Raw genomic sequence first — 15,995 nt, 5'->3', positions numbered from 1 at the left:
GACGCACGACGATGCCCCCTACCCCACCCGTGCTACGCGGCACCGGACTCGGCAAGCGCTATGCGACGCCGGTGCTCAGCGATGTGAGCTTCACCCTCAACGCGGGCGAAGTGCTGGCACTCACCGGCGAGAACGGCGCTGGCAAGAGCACGCTGAGCAAGATCATTGCCGGCCTGATACCGCCCAGCGACGGCCAGCTTGAGCTCGCTGGCCAAGCCTACCGCCCGCAATCACGACGCGACGCCGAAAACCAGGGCGTGCGCATGGTGCTGCAAGAACTCGGGCTGGTGCCCACCCTCACGGTTGCCGAGAACCTGCTGCTGGACCACCTGCCGCGCCGCGCCGGCTTCATTCGCCGCGAGGCGCTCAACCAGCAGGCTGCCGCGCAGATGGCGGCGATCGGGCTCTCCGAAATCGACCCGCACACCCCCGTTGGCGAACTGGGCGTCGGCCATCAGCAGATGGTCGAAATCGCGCGCAGCCTGGTCGGTGACTGCCGCATCCTGATCCTCGACGAACCCACCGCAACACTGACCAGCCGCGAGATCGAACACCTGTTCCGCCAGATCGCGCTGCTCAAGGCGCGCGGCGTCGGCATCATCTACATCTCGCACCGGCTCGACGAAGTGCAGCAGATCGCGGACCGTGTGATGGTGCTGCGCGACGGCAAGCACATTGACACCCAGCCGATGGCCGGCATGACGCAGGACGACATCGTGCGCCGCATGGTCGGCCGCGACGTGCGCGAAGAGCTCGACCGCCCGCGCCGCCCCACCGGTGGCATCGCGATGCAGGTGCGCGGCCTTTCGCGCGGCAAGCTGGTCAAGGATGTGAGCTTCGACGTTGCCCACGGCGAAGTGCTGGGCATCGCCGGCCTTGTCGGCGCCGGGCGCACCGAACTGCTGCGGCTGATCTACGGCGCCGACCGCGCCGACGCCGGCGAGATCCGCCTCAATGGCGAAACGAATCCGCGCCCCTTGCGCTCGCCGATGGAAGCGGTGCGCCACGGCATTGGTCTGGTGACCGAAGACCGCAAGGCGCAGGGCCTGCTGCTGACGCTGCCGATCCGCATAAACACCACGCTTGCGCGCATCGCGGATGTCTCGCACCGCGGCTGGCTTGATCGCACCCGCGAACGCAGCACGGTCGAGCAACTGCGCGAAACGCTGGGCGTGCGCTGCAATTCGATTGAACAAGCCGTCGGCGAGCTCTCCGGCGGCAATCAGCAGAAAGTCGTGTTCGCACGCTGGCTGCATCGCGACAGCGACGTGCTGCTGCTCGACGAACCGACGCGCGGTGTCGACATCGGCGCGCGTGCCGACATCTACGCCCAGATGGATCGCCTGGCCGCCGCCGGCAAAGCGCTGGTGATGGTGTCGAGCGATCTGCGCGAGCTGATGTCGGTGTGCGACCGCATCGCAGTGATGAGCGCCGGCCGCCTGGTGCGCATCTTCGAGCGCGGCGAGTGGTCGCAGCACGCGCTGCTCGAAGCCGCCTTCAGTGGCTACAGCGCTGGCCATGCCGGCGCAACGACCGCAACCCCTACCGCCCACCATGCCTGAGAAGACCATGTCCAACCCTGCATCCACGCCCGCCCTGTCGCTGCGCGGCAGCCTCGGCAACTACCTCGGCCTGGTCGTCGCACTGGTGCTGATGATCGCGCTGTTCGGCTCGCTGTCCGAGTACTTCTTTTCGGTCAGCACCTTCATCACGATCGCCAACGACATTCCGGCCATCGCGGTCACTGCCGTCGGCATGACCTTCGTGCTGATCATCGCCGGCATCGACCTGTCGGTAGGCTCGGTGATGGCGCTCGCCAGTGCCACCGCCGGCCTCGTGATGCTGCAATGGCACTGGGGCCTGTTCCCCGCGGTGCTGGTCGCGATGCTCACCGGGCTCGTCGCTGGCATGGTCAATGGCCTGATCTCGGTAGGCTGGCGCCTGCCCTCCTTCATCGTCACGCTGGGCATGCTGGAAGTCGCCCGCGGATCGGCCTACATCGCGACGAACTCGCGCACGCAGTACATCGGCAGCGCGATCGACTGGCTCAGCGCACCGCTCTTCGGTGGCGTATCGCCCGCCTTCATCATCGCGGTGCTGATCGTGATTGCCGCGCAGATTGTGCTCACCCGCACGGTGTTCGGCCGTTACATGATCGGCATTGGTACCAACGAAGAAGCAATGCGCCTTGCAGGGGTTGATCCCCGCCCGGTAAAGATCGCCGTGTTCGCCATCGTCGGTACGCTCGCAGGCCTGGCCGGCATGTTCCAGGCCTCGCGACTGGAAGCCGCCGACCCGAATGCCGGCATCGGCGCCGAGCTGGTCGTGATCGCCTCGGTGGTGATCGGGGGCACCAGCCTGATGGGCGGCCGCGGTTCGGTGATCGCGACCTTCTTCGGCGTGCTGATCATTTCGGTGCTCGAAGCGGGCCTCGCGCAGGTCGGCGCCAGTGAGCCCACGAAGCGGATCATCACCGGCTGCGTCATCATCGCGGCCGTGGTGCTCGACATGGTGCGCGAACGACGCAACCGCCGCAGCGCCTGATCAACAGGGTTTCGGGGAATGGCAACGATCAAGGATGTCGCGCAACGCGCCGGGGTGTCGGTCACCACGGTGTCGCATGTGCTCAACGCCACACGCTTCGTCAGCGACGACGCACGCGAGCGCGTCGAGGCCGCGGTACTGGCGCTGGCCTATGTGCCCAGCGCCGTGGCACGCAGCCTCAAGCACAACACCACGCGCACGCTCGGCATGCTGATCCCCAACAACTCCAACCCCTACTTCGCCGAGATCATCCGCGGCGTCGAGGCCTGTTGCTTCGACGCCGGCTACAACCTGATCCTGTGCAACTCCGACGACCAGCCCGACAAGCAGGCGAGCTACGTGCGTGTGCTGGCCGAAAAGCGCATCGACGGCCTCGTGCTCGTCTCCTCCGGTGTCGCGCCTGACCTTGCCGCGCAGCTGCAGGCGCAGGCGCTGCCGGTGGTGCTGGTGGACCGCGAGGTGCCGGGGCTGGACTGCGATCTGGTCGAGGTGGACCACACTGCCGGCGGGGAAATCGCCACCCGCCACCTGCTCGAACTCGGTCACCCGCAAGTCGTCTGCATCAGCGGCCCCGCCGGCCTCACACCCAGCTCGCAACGGCGTGCTGGCTGGAAGCGTGCGCTGGCCGCAGCCGGCGTCGCGCGCCGCGAGGGCGATCTGGTGCGCGGCGACTTCACCAGCCGTAGCGGCTACCTTGCGATGCAGAGCCTGCTGGCCCGCAAGCATCGGCCCAGCGCCGTCTTCGTCTGCAACGATGTGATGGCGATCGGCGCGCTGTGCGCGATCCACGAAGCGGGGCTGTGCGTGCCGGAAGACATCTCGGTCGTCGGCTTCGACGACATCGAACTCGCCGCCTACACCTTCCCGCCGCTGACCACGGTTGCCCAGCCCAAGCAGGCCATCGGCACCGGCACGGCGAAACTGCTGCTCGAACGCGTCGCGGGTGCAACCGGCGCGCCGCAGCGCCTGATCCTTCAGCCGGAACTGCGGGTGCGCAAGAGCACCGCGCGCTATCGGCCCAGTACCTGAAAGCCAAGCCATGCCCAGCTATCCGCAGCACAGCCCGAACCGCCCGATCCTCGTCGTCGGCAGCCTCAACATGGATCTGGTAATGCGCACCCCGCGCGTACCGCGGGGCGGCGAAACCCTGTTCGGCCACGACTTCGCAACCCTGCCCGGCGGCAAGGGCGCCAACCAGGCGCTGGCCTGCGCCCGCCTGGGCGGCCATGTCGCGATGGTCGGGCGAGTGGGCGACGACAACTTCGGCGAGGTGCTGAAGAGCGGGCTCGCGCGCGACGGCGTGCATGTGAGTCAGGTCACCGTAACCAAAGGCGTGACCAGCGGCGTCGCGATGATCCTGGTCGAAGACATCGGCCAGAACCGCATCCTGATCTCGGCCGGCGCCAACGGCCGCGTCAGCACCGAGGACATCGACGGCGTCGCGGCGCAGATCGAACAGGCTGCGATGCTGGTTGTGCAGCTTGAAGTACCACTGCCGGTGGTCGTCGCAGCGATCAAGCGCGCCCATGCAGCCGGCGTGCCGGTACTGCTGAACCCGGCGCCGGCGGCCACCCTGCCCGACACCTTGTGGCCCATGATCGACCTGCTGGTGCCGAACGAAAGCGAAGCCACGCTGCTCAGCGGCGTTGAAGTGAAAGACGCCGCCAGCGCCGCCGAAGCGGCCGCCGTGCTGCGCGCACGCGGCGTTGGCACGGTGCTGATCACGCTCGGGGCACAGGGCGTGATGATCTGCGATGCGCAGGGCGCGCGGCACCTGCCGGCCCGCAAGGTCGAAGCAGTCGACACCACCGCGGCCGGCGATACCTTCGTCGGCGGCCTTGCCGTCGGCCTCACCGAAGGCATGAGCCTGGACGACGCGGCCGCGCTCGGCCAGGCGGCCAGCGCAATCTGCGTCACGCGAATCGGCGCGCAGCCGTCGATCCCGTGGCGCTCCGAACTGACACCCACCGAAAGGGCCCGCTCATGAAACGCACCACGCTGCTGCACGCCGAATTGTCGGAAGTGATTGCCCGCCTTGGCCACGGCGACATGCTGGTGATCGGCGACGCCGGCCTGCCGATTCCGGACGGCCCGCGCCGCATCGACCTGGCGGTGAGCGCAAACCTGCCCGGCTTTGTCGATGTGCTGAAAGCCGTGCTGAGCGAAATGCAGGTCGAATCGGCCGTGCTGGCCGACGAGATCATCGCGCGCAACCCGGCCGTGAACACCGCCACGCTGCAACTGCTCGGCAACACGCCGGTAGCGCGCATGTCGCATGAAGACTTCAAGGCGCTAAGCGCGCGCGCCCGCGCGATCGTCCGCACCGGCGAATTCTCGCCCTACGCCAATGTGATCCTGCGCGCAGGCGTGGTGTTCTGACACACCGACGCTGTCGAGGGCCGGCCGGATCGGCGATGATGCAGCCTTCCAGCATCACCGCGGACCCGACCCTTGACGCGCCTGCTCCTGCATCGCCGCATCGCCGATCTGCCCGCCGCCGAGTGGGACGCCCTCGCCGGCTCGCAGCCCTTCCTGCGCCACGCCTTTCTCGATGCGTTCGAGGCCACCGGCTGTGTTGGCGAGGGCTCCGGCTGGCAGCCGATGCACGCGGCACTGCGCGACGAGGCCGGCGCGCTGCTCGCTGCAATGCCGCTGTACGTAAAGACCCACTCGTACGGCGAATTTGTCTTCGACTGGGCATGGGCGGAAGCTTCGGAGCGCGCGGGCATCCGCTATTACCCCAAGGCACTCGGCGCGATTCCGTTCTCGCCGGTGCCCGGCCTGCGCATCCTCGCGCACGACAACACGCACCGCGCGACGCTGCTGGCAGCAGTGATCGACGCCTGTCGCGACGCGGGGCTCAGCTCCTTGCATGTGCTGTTCGCCGACGATGCCACCCTGGCCGCCGGCGACGCGCTCGGCATGCACCGCCGCCATGCGGTGCAGTTTCACTGGCTCAGCGCGGGCGAGACGAGCTTTGACGACTTCCTCGCCCGCATGTCCCACGACAAGCGCAAGAAGATCCGCCAGGAACGCCGCAAGGTCAGCGACGCCGGCGTCAGCCTGCGCTGGCTTGAAGGCCGCGAGATTTCGGAGGCGGACTGGGCCTTCTTCGTGCGCTGCTACGAAACCACCTACGCGCTTCACCGCTCCACGCCCTACCTCACGCTCGACTTCTTCCTGCAACTCGGCGCACGCCTGCCGGATGCCTGCGTGCTGGTCATCGCCGAGCGCGCCGGAAACCCGATTGCCGCCAGCCTGATGCTGCGCGACGACAAAGCGCTCTACGGCCGCTACTGGGGCGCGCTCGAATACATACCCTGCCTGCACTTCGAAGCCTGCTACCACCAGGGCATCGAATACGCCATCGCACGGGGCCTCAAACGCTTCGAGGGCGGCGCGCAAGGCGAGCACAAACTCGCCCGCGGCATGGACCCGGTACAGACCACCTCGCTGCACTGGCTCGCCGATCCGCGGCTGGATGCCGCCGTGTCACGTTACCTTGCAAGGGAGCGCGACGGCATCGCACAGTATGTGGATGAACTGGCGGAGCATCGGCCGTTCCGTAAGATTCGATCGCACAGCGATCCAACTTGACGAGTGAGACGTGTCTCCCTCAACCGGCATGGCGGCGAGGGCCGTAGCCGCGACCGAGCCGCGGCGGACAATTGAGTGTTTCCCAAGTCCAGCACTCAGGACAACGACACTCGTTTGAGAGAGCGGTGATGCGCTGTACGAGATGCGGATAGCCCGAACAATCTGCCGACGACGGGACAAATTGAACATGTCAAAGAACGTGCCGCACCATCAAAGCGATGCTCACCTTCCGGGACAGCCCCTTTACTCCGGAAGAGCAACCGCTGAAGAGATTGAAACGCTCCGGCTGGCAAACCTGAGGCTCGAACGTCTATCCATAAAACTGCTTGTGGGGTTCTTTGTTTGGTCTCTTCTATTTCAAGGAGAATGGGTTGCGCCTGGCTCCCTTCTTGGCTCTCTGTTACGTTGGATTCCTGAAGTAATCCCGTCCATCACAATTCTAGCCAAAGCGTCGACAAGTCCTGAGTTGGTTATCGGCGTGACCTCGTCGTCGTGGATATTTGTGGCGCTTTCGCTTGCGATCATTGTTTTTGGCGATCAACTGCCGACGAGAGCCGCCGTGGCGCATCGTAATCTCGGTTGGACGAACCTTCTCTTTCTGACCCTTATGGTCGTCATGGCCTCACTGCTATCCACGGCCTTTTTCGTCTGGCTTCCGATTGGACCAATTGATTTTTCCCACTTGCCCACCAAGGGCGACGTCATGTTGGCGCTGACGTTACGGAGTCGGTTCCTCTTGGCGGTGTCCACCACGGCGATATCCGCCTTCTTACTGTTCTTCTATTACCTATCCATTGGTCTCGCGTTCTCGTCTCTGTCCGTATTGGTCTGCAGAGCGCGTTCCAATATCGCGCACTCAACGAGACGTAATAGCTGATCAAGCGTTGAAATATCTCAAAAATGACATAGCCCTGTAGGGCGGGTCCGCCGCAGGCGTACCCGCGCGGCGCAAACGGTTGCCAAATGGTGACCCGTTAAATTGCGGGTTACGCCTGCGGCTAACCCGCACTACGATGTCACGGTCATTTTTTCGGAGCCATCTCAATGGCGCGGTATCGGCGTGCAAACGTGGCAGGAGGGTCGTATTTCTTCACGGTTGTGACCGAGCGGCGGCAGGCAATTTTGACGGACGCCGACGTCCGCGAGGCGCTGCGGGCGGCGATTGAAACGGTGCGGGCAAGGCGCCCTTTCCGGATCGACGGCTGGGTTTTGTTGCCAGACCACCTGCATGCGATCTGGACGTTGCCGGAGGGTGATGCGGACTTTTCAACCCGTTGGCGCCTGATCAAGTCCCACGTGACCCGTGCCTGCGGTGCCGCATACTTTCGCGCCGACTGGCTTACCGACCGCCGGGCCGAAAAGGGCTGCGGCACGCTATGGCAACACCGCTACTGGGAACATCTGTTGCGCGACGAGGCGGACCTTCGTCATCACCTAGACTACCTGCACTGGAACCCGGTGAAACACGGGCTCGTGAATCGTGTTGCCGACTGGCCGTGGTCGTCTTTTCACCGCCACGTGGCGCTGGGCAACTATCCGCTGGACTGGGGTCTGGGCGCAACGCTGTAGTGCGGGTCCGCCGCTGGCGAACCCGCACAGAACCTGACAAGCGTCGATGTTTGAATCGTTGAATGGCGGGTTACGCCTTCGGCTAACCCGCCCTACGACTACGACGCCGGACGCTCCAGTACCACGCTCCCTTGCAAGGGAACGACACGGCGTTTCGCTGTACTTCGTCGAACTCGCCAAACACAGCGCCTTTCGCAGCTTGCCGAGCAAGCAATGAAAAAAGCCCCCGCCGTGGCGAGGGCTGTATGAGCAACTGTCGGATGCCGGATCACACGCCAGCGGCTACTCAGAGATCTTCAGCGTGCGCAGGTTCGGATCGGCCGTGATCTGGGCTTCGGTGTAGGGCAGTTTGGCCCACTGGCGCTGCGCATACAGTTCGGTCAGGTCGGCGTAGTGCTCGGAGAACGCGTGGGTGGATTGCGAGTAGGTCAGCATGCCCTCCGCCACCGGCCCCTTGTCGTCGAAGGTCACGAACTGCATGTAGCTGTTGCCGTAAGCGGGGTCGCCATATTTGCCGTTCGCGAGTTGGCCACGCCAGTTGTTGAAGGTGTAGCGCCCACCAGGGATGACCAGCGGTTTGCCGTTGCGCGTGATGACCTGGCGTGCGCCCGGCGTCTCATCCAGCGCAAAGCCCTGCGTGCCAAAGTAGGCCACCGTCTCGGCCAGCTTGTCGTACGCAGTGGTATTGGCGGGATTGAAACCGTTCGGCGTGTTGAGCGGGTCGGCCGGGTCGTAAGGCACGCGCCACAGCGAAGCATCCTTCATCTCATTCATGCGCGCATAGAACTCGCGGAATAGCAGGGCGCCCTTGGCGTCGAGCTGTTCCTTGCGGTTCCAGTCACGCAACACCGTGCAGGCAGCCGTGAGATCGGTGCGCGCGCTGGCGAGGCAAGCGGTGACGAACTCACCGAGCCAGCGTTCCGGCTTGTAGAAGCGGCCCGCCTTGTAGACCTCCTGCAGTGACGCCACCGTGAACAGCGTGCCGGGCAGGCCATCCGCACCCGATACCCGATCAAGGATCTGTGCGATGCCAGCACGGGTTCGCTCGCCCTGCTCCACGCCCTCAGCGTCCGGCCCGGTGGCGATGATCTTGGGGTAGCCGGCGAGGCGTACGTTCTGGTTCGGCCACCAGTGACTGTCGTTGGCATTCATCGCGTAGTCGGTGCGCAGCACGTAGGGGCGCTGCGCGCTCGGCACATGGCCACTCCAGTTACAGCTGGCGTCGTTGCCGTTGAGGATCGCCACGCCTTCCACCGCAAGCGCCAACTGTGGCAAGCCGGTGCCGACGCAGCTGGCTAGCTGGGCATCGGTCACGTTCGCAGCGACCGAGTAGTTGGCGTAAAGCGCGCTGCCATCCTTGTCGGCACCGATGGTGTTGACCCATGGCATTTCACTGTAAGTCGCCAGCGCCTCGCGCAAGCTCGCTGCACTGGTCGCCTTGCCGTTGAGCAGCACCTGATCCATCAGGCGGAAGTTCTCGCGGTTGGCATCCTTGAAGGCGTACGCCGTCGAGGTGGTCCAGGTGAACAGGCTGTCGGTTGCGATCGGGCCGTATTCGGTCGAATACATCGTCCGCTCGCGCGTCGCCATGGAGCCGTCTGCTTGCAAGGCCTGGACCTGCACGCGGGTCGCCGTCATGGCGCGCGATTCCGTGCCGACCATGTAGCGCTTGGGGTCGGCCGGATCGAGCTTGAGCTGGAACAGCGTGAAACGCTGATCTGTCGAGAAGGTGTGAGTCCAGGCCACGTCCTTGTTGAAGCCGATCAACGGCAAGGGTGCGCCGAGCAGCGTTGCACCGTAGACGTCGTACTGCCCGGCGACGGTGATATGCAACTGGTGCAGTCGCAGCACGCCCCACCACGGGAAGTGCGGGTTCCCGAGCACGATGCCCTTGCCGGAAGCGGTGACCTCGCGCCCAAGCCCGTAACCGTTGGAGCCGATCACACCGTCCTTGAATACGTGAAGCGCCTTGAGCATCTCGGACTGCTGCAACTGCTGGGCTGTCGCTGGCGTTACCCGCGCTTGCGTGATGCGCGCGGAAGCGGGGGGTTGGGCCGACGCGATCTGGGTGATGAAGGCCAGCGAACTGCCCGTCATTGCCGCCTGGTGCATGCGGAAATAGGCATCTGCCTCGGCGATCGGCTGCACCCAGTTGGCGTTCTTGCATTCGGCCGGCAAACCGTTTGCGCCGGTATCACGCAGATAGCGGTTGTAGCCGGCGACGAAACCCGCCACGAGATCACGCACATCGGCGCTGCTGGCCGCCTTCATCCTGTCGGCCACGTCCGGCGTCATGTAGGACTTGTAGAAGAAATCCGACTCGAGGTTGCCGATGAAGCCGCCGAGCTGGCCAAGGTAGGTGATGGCGTTGCCGCTGCTGTCCTTCTCGCCGAAGTAGCGGGCGCGTTCACCGTGAAGCGTAACGACCTCCTGCGAGAAAAGGCAGACGTGGTCGGTTGCAAACGCATAGCCGTAGCCATAGCCAGCGCCCTTCCAGTTGTCGGCCTTGATGTGTGGCACGCCGAACGAGGTGTAGCGGATCTCGGCCGCATAACCGTTACCGCCAGATCCATTGGCGGTACGCGAAGGATCGTTGGAGCCGCACGCGGCGAGCATTGCCGCCGCCATGCCCGCCAGCATCGTGCGAAACGTGAATCTGCCAGCCGCGCTTGCCGTGGTGTTTTGCATTCCGTCTCCTCCTGGTTGTTCTTTTGCCGGTTATCGATCCGCAGATGATGCGCGAACTCGGGTTGATGACATGTCCGCCAGACGACGCTCACGCATGAAAAGGCCGTGCCATACTAGTCCGTATGGGAGCCGGCGCAATCTGCAGTGCACAAGGCTGCCAATAAAACAAAACCAACGGAGGAGAACACCGCATGACCCTGAAACCAATGACCGCCGCTGTCCGCCTGGTCGGCCTGAGTCTCGCCTTGAGCGCTCATGGCGCGTGGGCCTCTGGCTATCACTTTGGATCGCAGTCCGCATCTGCGCAAGGCAGCGCGAACGCTGGCAGTGCCGAAGCCGCCGACCCGAGCACGCTGTTCTACAACCCTGCGAACATCATCCACATCAAGGGCACTCAGGCGAGCGGCGTACTCAACGTGGTGCTGCCTAATCCGGGCTATTCCGACGAAGGGAGCGTCACCCTGTTCGGCCTGCGTACCGGCGGCAACAACGGCGGCGATTTCGCCGAACCGACCGTCGTGCCGCACGCATACCTGACGCATCAGTTCAGTGACACGGTCACGGCAGGCATCGGCATGTTTGTGCCGTTTGGCTCCCGCACCAAGTACGACGAGGGATGGACGGGCCGCTACAACATCATCGAGACTGAACTGAAGACGATCGCAATCAATCCGGCGTTTGCCTGGCGGGTGAATGACAAGTTCACGATCGGCGGTGGCGTCAGCGCGCAGTACATCCACGGAAAACTCGCGAAGGCAGCAGACTTTGGCTCCGGCGCACTCAATGGCGTGGTCGACCTCCTGACGCTCGCCAATGCGAAGCCGGGTGTACCAACCGAGGTCGTGCGCCAAACGGTCGTCAACTCCCTTGCCGGCGTGATCAAGGAGGTGTCCGGCAATCCCACCTACTCAGGGGGCGTCGACGTCGAAGGCAGCGACATCTCGTACGGTTTCAACCTGGGGCTGCTGTGGGATATCGATCCGGGCTTCCGCCTCGGCCTGGCCTACCGATCCAAGGTCCGCCACACACTGGAGGGCACAGCGGAATGGGACGTTGCCAACGCGGCCAACAACCTTAAAACTTACCTGAACGGAGCGCTGGGGCCAGGGCTTGGCGATCTGGTCGCCAACAATCTGACCGCCGCCTACACCAACAGCGATGCCTCACTCGCGGTGGAAACGCCTGAGTCGTACTCGCTCCAGGCGTTCAAGCAGATCACCGACAGCGTGGCCTTGATGGGCGACATCACGCGCACCCGCCATTCACGACTGAAAGAGCTGCGCATCGACTTCGCCAACAGTCTCCCCGACTCGGTCACGCCTGAGCACTGGAAAGACACGACGCGCTATTCGATCGGCGCAACGTGGCGCTACAGCAGCGCGCTACTGCTGCGTGGCGGCTACGCCTACGACGAATCACCGGTCAATGCCGAGAATCGCACCCCGTCGATTCCCGACAACGATCGATCCTGGTTCTCGATCGGCGCCAACTGGGCGTACTCACCGGCGCTGTCGCTCGACGTTGCCGATTCGGACATTTACCGTCCCGAGGGCAACGTCGACATGTATGAAAACGGCGGCGTGACCAACGCCAGCGGGTCGAGCGTGTGTGACCGCACCCGGAATACGTCCAGCTGCGCGACAGTGCGCGGGCGGTACAACCTCAGCTCGAGTCTCTTGGGTATGCAGTTGAACTACCGCTTCTGAGGCAGGGCACTCACTGCCGGGATCGACACCGCAAGAGTCGATCCCGGCAGTACGGCGTGCGAACAAGGTACTCAAGTCCCGCTCGCCGCAGCCGAAAACATCCACAGGATCGCAAACCGGCGACCACGGCCTCTCAGTTCGGCGCAGACGCATGCCCCCGGAACACATCGATGTGCTGACCGGCTTTCTCGACCGCGCGGGGTGTATCGCCACGGTGACCGCGATCGTCAATAGCCAGCCGAGCACCGACGACGCGCTGGCGGTGATCTGGCTGGATCTCGACCGCTTCAAGCTGGTTAACGAATCCTTCGGCCATGTCGGCGGCGATGCGGTACTCGCGCGCATGGCGAGACGGCTTGCCGAACGCCTGGCCGGGCGCGCCGAGGCCTGCCGGATGAGTGGCGACGAATTCGTGTTTCTCGCACGCAGCACCAGTGCCGACGCGGCGCAGCGCATTGCGGCCGACCTGTTGAGCTGCGTGAAGACGCCGCTGGAAGTCGGCAACATCCGCCTCTACCCCACCGGCAGCATCGGCATCGCGGTGCTCGAAAACGGCGAGGATGCAGTCAGCGTACTGGAGCGTGCCGACCGCGCAATGGTCGAAGCCAAACGCCTCGGCGGCGACCGTGCCGTTGTCTCTGGCGACGAGCGGGTTGCCGGGCGGCTGGGCGTGCTGCTTGCGCGCGAAGAACTCGCCGTCGAGAACAAGTTGCACATGGCCCTGGAAAGCGGCGGCCTGGCGCTGCACTACCAGCCCATCCTCGCGCTCGATGGCTCGATCCACGCGGTCGAAGCGCTGATGCGCTGCACCGCTGAGGGCGAGTCCGTTTCGCCCGTGCGCTTCATCCCGGTTGCCGAGAAAACCGGCCTGGTCGTAAGGCTGGGCGAGTGGAGCATGCTGCACGGCGCGATGTACGCACACCGGCTTGCGGCGCTTGGCTTGGGTACCAAGGTCGCGATCAACGTGTCGCGCGCCCAGCTCACTGCGCCCAAGTTCACTCAGGCGCTGCATGCCGCACTGTTGTGCAGCGACGCACCGCCCGAACTGATCGAACTTGAACTGACCGAATCGCTGTTCATGGATGTCTCCGACGTTGTGCAGAGCAATCTGATGGCCGCAAAGATGGCCGGCATCTCGCTCGCGATCGACGACTTCGGCACTGGCTACTCGTGCCTGGCCAACCTCAAGGACATACCGGCCAGCAAACTCAAGATCGATCGCGCCTTCATCAAGGTGCTGCCGCACGACCTGCGGGCGCTGGCGATCGTGCGGGCAATCACGAACATGGCACGCGAACTCGGCATGACGGTGGTGGCCGAGGGCGTAGAGACCGCAGAGCAACAGGCAGCGCTGGTGGATGTCGGGGTCGACGCGATCCAGGGTTTCCTGCATGCGCGCCCGATGGACGGCGAAGCCCTGATCGCCTGGCTGCAACAAAGGACAGCGGTATGACACCGGACCAGACCGCCGCAATCGACGGCGTACTCGGCGACGCGATCCGCGACATCGGCATCCCGCCGCGCCCGACGATTCTCGACAGCATCGGCGCCGAGATGCTCAAGGAAGCGCCCGATTTCCACCGCCTCGCAGCGCTCATCTCAAGCGACGTGAGCCTTGCCGCGGGGCTGATGAAGACCGCCAACTCGCCTTACTTCGGCTTCCGCTTCCGTGCCCGCACCGTATCGCAGGCGCTGATGATGCTCGGCCTCGATGTTTCAAGCCGCGCGGTGGCGGGCCTGATTCTGCGCAAGGTGTTCGTGTCGGTGCCTGCGCTGGAGCGCTTCTGGGATGCCTCGGCACGCATTGCGATGGTGTCGGGCTGGCTCGCGCAGGAACTTGGCGCCCGCAACGGTATCCGCGCCGAAGAGGCCTACACTTTTGGGCTGTTCCGCGACTGCGGCATACCGGTGCTGATGCGCAAGTTCAGCGACTACGGTGTCACGCTGAAGGCCGCCAACGAAGCCACGGATCAGCGCTTCACCGACGTGGAAGATGCGCAGCACCCGACCAACCATGCGATGGTCGGCTGCCTGCTCGCGCAAAGCTGGTGGATGCCGGAAGAAACCTGCCTCGCGATCCGCCATCACCATGATAACTTCGCGCTGACCGCAGCCCATGGCGGCCTGCCGGCCTCGGCGCAGCGCCTGATCGCGATGGTGCAGTTGGCGGAATTTCTGTTTCAGCGCGCGACCGGCCTGAGTGCCACGCGCGAATGGGACAAACTCGGCGACGCCTGCCTGCGCCTGCTCGACGTGCCGCCAGACGGGCTCGATGCCCTGAGCGAAGGCGCGCGCGCCGTGCTGGCGCACGCGGACGCCTGAGCACGCCCGCCGCACCCGCGTTGTTCGGCTCGATCAGAACGCGCCCAAGCCCTTCAGCATCACCAGCACGATCAACAGCGGCGAAACGAAGCGCACCAGCACGAACAGGCTGCGCGCGACTGCACCGTTCGCCAGCACACCACGATTGCTCAGCTCGGCGAGCCATTCCGCACGCCCCCAGGATGTGCCAACGAACAAGGCGATCAGGATGCCGCCAAGTGGCAGCAGGATGTTCGACGACACATAGTCGAACAGGTCAAAGGCGTTCATGCCGAACAGCTTCCATTCCGCCGTCAGGCTGCCCGACAGCGCGGCGAGCGTGCCGAGCACACCGATCGCACCGATGCTGATCAAGGTCGCCTGCCAGCGGCGCAGCCGGAAGCGCTCCGCCAGCACCGCAACCGGCACCTCAACCAGTGACAGCATTGCGCCAAGTGCGGCGAACGCAGTCAGCACGAAGAAGGCGAGCATGAAGAACGCGCCACCGGGCATGCTGGCAAACACCGCGGGAATGGTGATAAACACCAGCGATGGGCCCGCCTCGGGCTTGAAGCCGAACGCGAACACGGCCGGGAAGATCGCGATGCCGGCCAGCATCGACACCGTCAGATCCGCCAGCATCACGCGCACGGCCGTCGCCGGCACATTCTGCTCAGCGCGGAAGTAGCTGCCGTAGGTCACCATCGTGCCCATGCCGACCGACAGCTTGAAGAACGCCAGCCCCACGGCCACCAGCACCACCGCCGGCGTGATCTTCGAGAAATCGGGTTTGAACAGGAAAGCAAGCCCCTCGCTGGCGCCGGGCAACATCAAGCCGCGGATGCCGATTACCACCAGCAGCAGGAACAGGATCGGCATCAGCCGCTTCGTCACCGCCTCGATGCCGTGCGATACCCCGAGCGAAATGATCACGCCGACCAGCGCCAGCACCACCCATTGCCACAACAAGGCACTGGCCGGGTCGCTCACCAGACCGCCGAAGGCCGCCGACAGTGTCGCCGGGTCGGTACTGAGCAAGCCGCCCGCTGCCGCCTTGGCAACATAGGCGAATACCCAGCCCGCCACCTCGCTGTAAAACGCCATGATCAGCAACGCAGCGACGACACCCAGCACACCGATCAGGCCCCAGTGCTGGGTCGGGCGCAGGCGCTGGAAGGCGCTCACCGCATCGCCGCGTGCCGCACGGCCGATCGAGATCTCCGCAATCATCACCGGCAAGCCGACCAGCAGCGTCGCAAGCAGATAGACGAGCAGGAAACCGGCGCCGCCGTTAGCTCCGGTCAGATACGGGAATTTCCAGATATTGCCCAGCCCGACTGCGGAGCCGAGCGTGGCGGCGAGCACGCCGAAGGTGGAACTGAAGCCATCGCGGGAAGAAGACATGTCGAGCCGGCCGCCCACAGGCGGCGCTGAGAATTCAGAGCCGTTCAGGCTAGCACCGCATGCCTTGCGCCGGCTTGATCCAGCGCGTATTCGGCAATGGCCGCCGTGGGGGGCCCCCGCGAAAGGCCGCCCCCACCGCCCAACCGGGAGCCCGCCCCCGCGCCCGCCGCGGGGCCCCGGGGGGGG

Annotated in this window: 13 protein-coding genes; 11 read left to right on the top strand and 2 right to left on the bottom strand. The window is 64.8% G+C overall.

Annotation, left to right across the window (positions count from 1 at the left end; all coding sequences use genetic code 11):
- Nucleotides 1-11 precede the first annotated feature (11 nt).
- The 8 genes from ACE3P0_RS09390 (at nucleotide 12) to ACE3P0_RS09355 (ending at nucleotide 7,710) form a co-directional block, all read left to right on the top strand.
- Complete coding sequence (locus tag ACE3P0_RS09390; protein WP_374402164.1) at nucleotides 12-1,562, top strand: sugar ABC transporter ATP-binding protein; 1,551 nt, start codon at nucleotides 12-14, stop codon at nucleotides 1,560-1,562.
- Between the two features lie 7 nt (nucleotides 1,563-1,569).
- Nucleotides 1,570-2,544, top strand: a complete 975-nt coding sequence (locus ACE3P0_RS09385; RefSeq protein WP_374402162.1) for an ABC transporter permease — start codon at nucleotides 1,570-1,572, stop codon at nucleotides 2,542-2,544.
- 18 nt (nucleotides 2,545-2,562) lie between these two features.
- Nucleotides 2,563-3,573 (top strand): LacI family DNA-binding transcriptional regulator, encoded by a 1,011-nt coding sequence (locus ACE3P0_RS09380; protein ID WP_374402160.1) that lies wholly within the window; start codon nucleotides 2,563-2,565, stop codon nucleotides 3,571-3,573.
- 10 nt (nucleotides 3,574-3,583) lie between these two features.
- Nucleotides 3,584-4,531, top strand: coding sequence for a ribokinase (rbsK, locus tag ACE3P0_RS09375; protein WP_374402158.1), 948 nt, complete (start codon nucleotides 3,584-3,586; stop codon nucleotides 4,529-4,531).
- Nucleotides 4,528-4,923 (top strand): D-ribose pyranase, encoded by a 396-nt coding sequence (gene rbsD, locus ACE3P0_RS09370; RefSeq protein WP_374402156.1) that lies wholly within the window; start codon nucleotides 4,528-4,530, stop codon nucleotides 4,921-4,923. Before rbsK ends, rbsD begins: the two co-directional genes overlap by 4 nt.
- Before the next feature lie 72 nt (nucleotides 4,924-4,995).
- Complete coding sequence (locus ACE3P0_RS09365) at nucleotides 4,996-6,141, top strand: GNAT family N-acetyltransferase (RefSeq protein WP_374402154.1); 1,146 nt, start codon at nucleotides 4,996-4,998, stop codon at nucleotides 6,139-6,141.
- A gap of 187 nt (nucleotides 6,142-6,328) precedes the next feature.
- Complete coding sequence (locus tag ACE3P0_RS09360) at nucleotides 6,329-7,018, top strand: hypothetical protein (RefSeq protein WP_374402152.1); 690 nt, start codon at nucleotides 6,329-6,331, stop codon at nucleotides 7,016-7,018.
- Between the two features lie 167 nt (nucleotides 7,019-7,185).
- Nucleotides 7,186-7,710, top strand: coding sequence for a transposase (locus ACE3P0_RS09355; RefSeq protein WP_374402150.1), 525 nt, complete (start codon nucleotides 7,186-7,188; stop codon nucleotides 7,708-7,710).
- A 282-nt stretch (nucleotides 7,711-7,992) separates the two neighbouring features.
- Here the strand turns inward: ACE3P0_RS09355 and ACE3P0_RS09350 are convergent, their stop codons facing one another.
- Nucleotides 7,993-10,398, bottom strand: coding sequence for a penicillin acylase family protein (locus ACE3P0_RS09350; RefSeq protein ID WP_374402148.1), 2,406 nt, complete (start codon nucleotides 10,396-10,398; stop codon nucleotides 7,993-7,995).
- Between the two features lie 191 nt (nucleotides 10,399-10,589).
- On the opposite strand from ACE3P0_RS09350, the gene ACE3P0_RS09345 reads away from it, so the two are divergent.
- From ACE3P0_RS09345 to ACE3P0_RS09335, 3 genes are all read left to right on the top strand, one after another.
- Nucleotides 10,590-12,104, top strand: a complete 1,515-nt coding sequence (locus ACE3P0_RS09345; RefSeq protein WP_374402147.1) for an OmpP1/FadL family transporter — start codon at nucleotides 10,590-10,592, stop codon at nucleotides 12,102-12,104.
- 151 nt (nucleotides 12,105-12,255) lie between these two features.
- A complete protein-coding gene (locus ACE3P0_RS09340; RefSeq protein WP_374402146.1) occupies nucleotides 12,256-13,557 on the top strand; it encodes a putative bifunctional diguanylate cyclase/phosphodiesterase in 1,302 nt (433 codons plus the stop codon).
- Nucleotides 13,554-14,426, top strand: a complete 873-nt coding sequence (locus ACE3P0_RS09335; RefSeq protein WP_374402144.1) for an HDOD domain-containing protein — start codon at nucleotides 13,554-13,556, stop codon at nucleotides 14,424-14,426. The genes ACE3P0_RS09340 and ACE3P0_RS09335 overlap by 4 nt, the downstream gene beginning before the upstream one ends.
- Before the next feature lie 33 nt (nucleotides 14,427-14,459).
- Here the strand turns inward: ACE3P0_RS09335 and ACE3P0_RS09330 are convergent, their stop codons facing one another.
- Nucleotides 14,460-15,809, bottom strand: a complete 1,350-nt coding sequence (locus ACE3P0_RS09330; RefSeq protein ID WP_374402142.1) for a sodium-dependent transporter — start codon at nucleotides 15,807-15,809, stop codon at nucleotides 14,460-14,462.
- Nucleotides 15,810-15,995 lie beyond the last annotated feature (186 nt).

It is taken from the genome of Niveibacterium sp., from assembly GCF_041909475.1.
Classification (GTDB): domain Bacteria; phylum Pseudomonadota; class Gammaproteobacteria; order Burkholderiales; family Rhodocyclaceae; genus Niveibacterium.
The sequence above is the reverse complement of the archived record's forward strand: the minus strand, read 5'-3'. Positions and strand labels throughout refer to the sequence as shown.

Excerpts from the sequence above, each read along its gene's own strand:
- ACE3P0_RS09350 (WP_374402148.1), bottom strand. The coding sequence starts at position 10,398 with ATGCAAAACACCACGGCAAGCGCGGCTGGCAGATTCACGTTTCGCACG.
- ACE3P0_RS09385 (WP_374402162.1), top strand. The coding sequence starts at position 1,570 with ATGTCCAACCCTGCATCCACGCCCGCCCTGTCGCTGCGCGGCAGCCTC.
- ACE3P0_RS09335 (WP_374402144.1), top strand. The coding sequence starts at position 13,554 with ATGACACCGGACCAGACCGCCGCAATCGACGGCGTACTCGGCGACGCG.
- ACE3P0_RS09345 (WP_374402147.1), top strand. The coding sequence starts at position 10,590 with ATGACCCTGAAACCAATGACCGCCGCTGTCCGCCTGGTCGGCCTGAGT.
- ACE3P0_RS09390 (WP_374402164.1), top strand. The coding sequence starts at position 12 with ATGCCCCCTACCCCACCCGTGCTACGCGGCACCGGACTCGGCAAGCGC.
- ACE3P0_RS09380 (WP_374402160.1), top strand. The coding sequence starts at position 2,563 with ATGGCAACGATCAAGGATGTCGCGCAACGCGCCGGGGTGTCGGTCACC.
- rbsK (WP_374402158.1), top strand. The coding sequence starts at position 3,584 with ATGCCCAGCTATCCGCAGCACAGCCCGAACCGCCCGATCCTCGTCGTC.
- ACE3P0_RS09360 (WP_374402152.1), top strand. The coding sequence starts at position 6,329 with ATGTCAAAGAACGTGCCGCACCATCAAAGCGATGCTCACCTTCCGGGA.
- ACE3P0_RS09340 (WP_374402146.1), top strand. The coding sequence starts at position 12,256 with ATGCCCCCGGAACACATCGATGTGCTGACCGGCTTTCTCGACCGCGCG.
- ACE3P0_RS09355 (WP_374402150.1), top strand. The coding sequence starts at position 7,186 with ATGGCGCGGTATCGGCGTGCAAACGTGGCAGGAGGGTCGTATTTCTTC.
- rbsD (WP_374402156.1), top strand. The coding sequence starts at position 4,528 with ATGAAACGCACCACGCTGCTGCACGCCGAATTGTCGGAAGTGATTGCC.
- ACE3P0_RS09330 (WP_374402142.1), bottom strand. The coding sequence starts at position 15,809 with ATGTCTTCTTCCCGCGATGGCTTCAGTTCCACCTTCGGCGTGCTCGCC.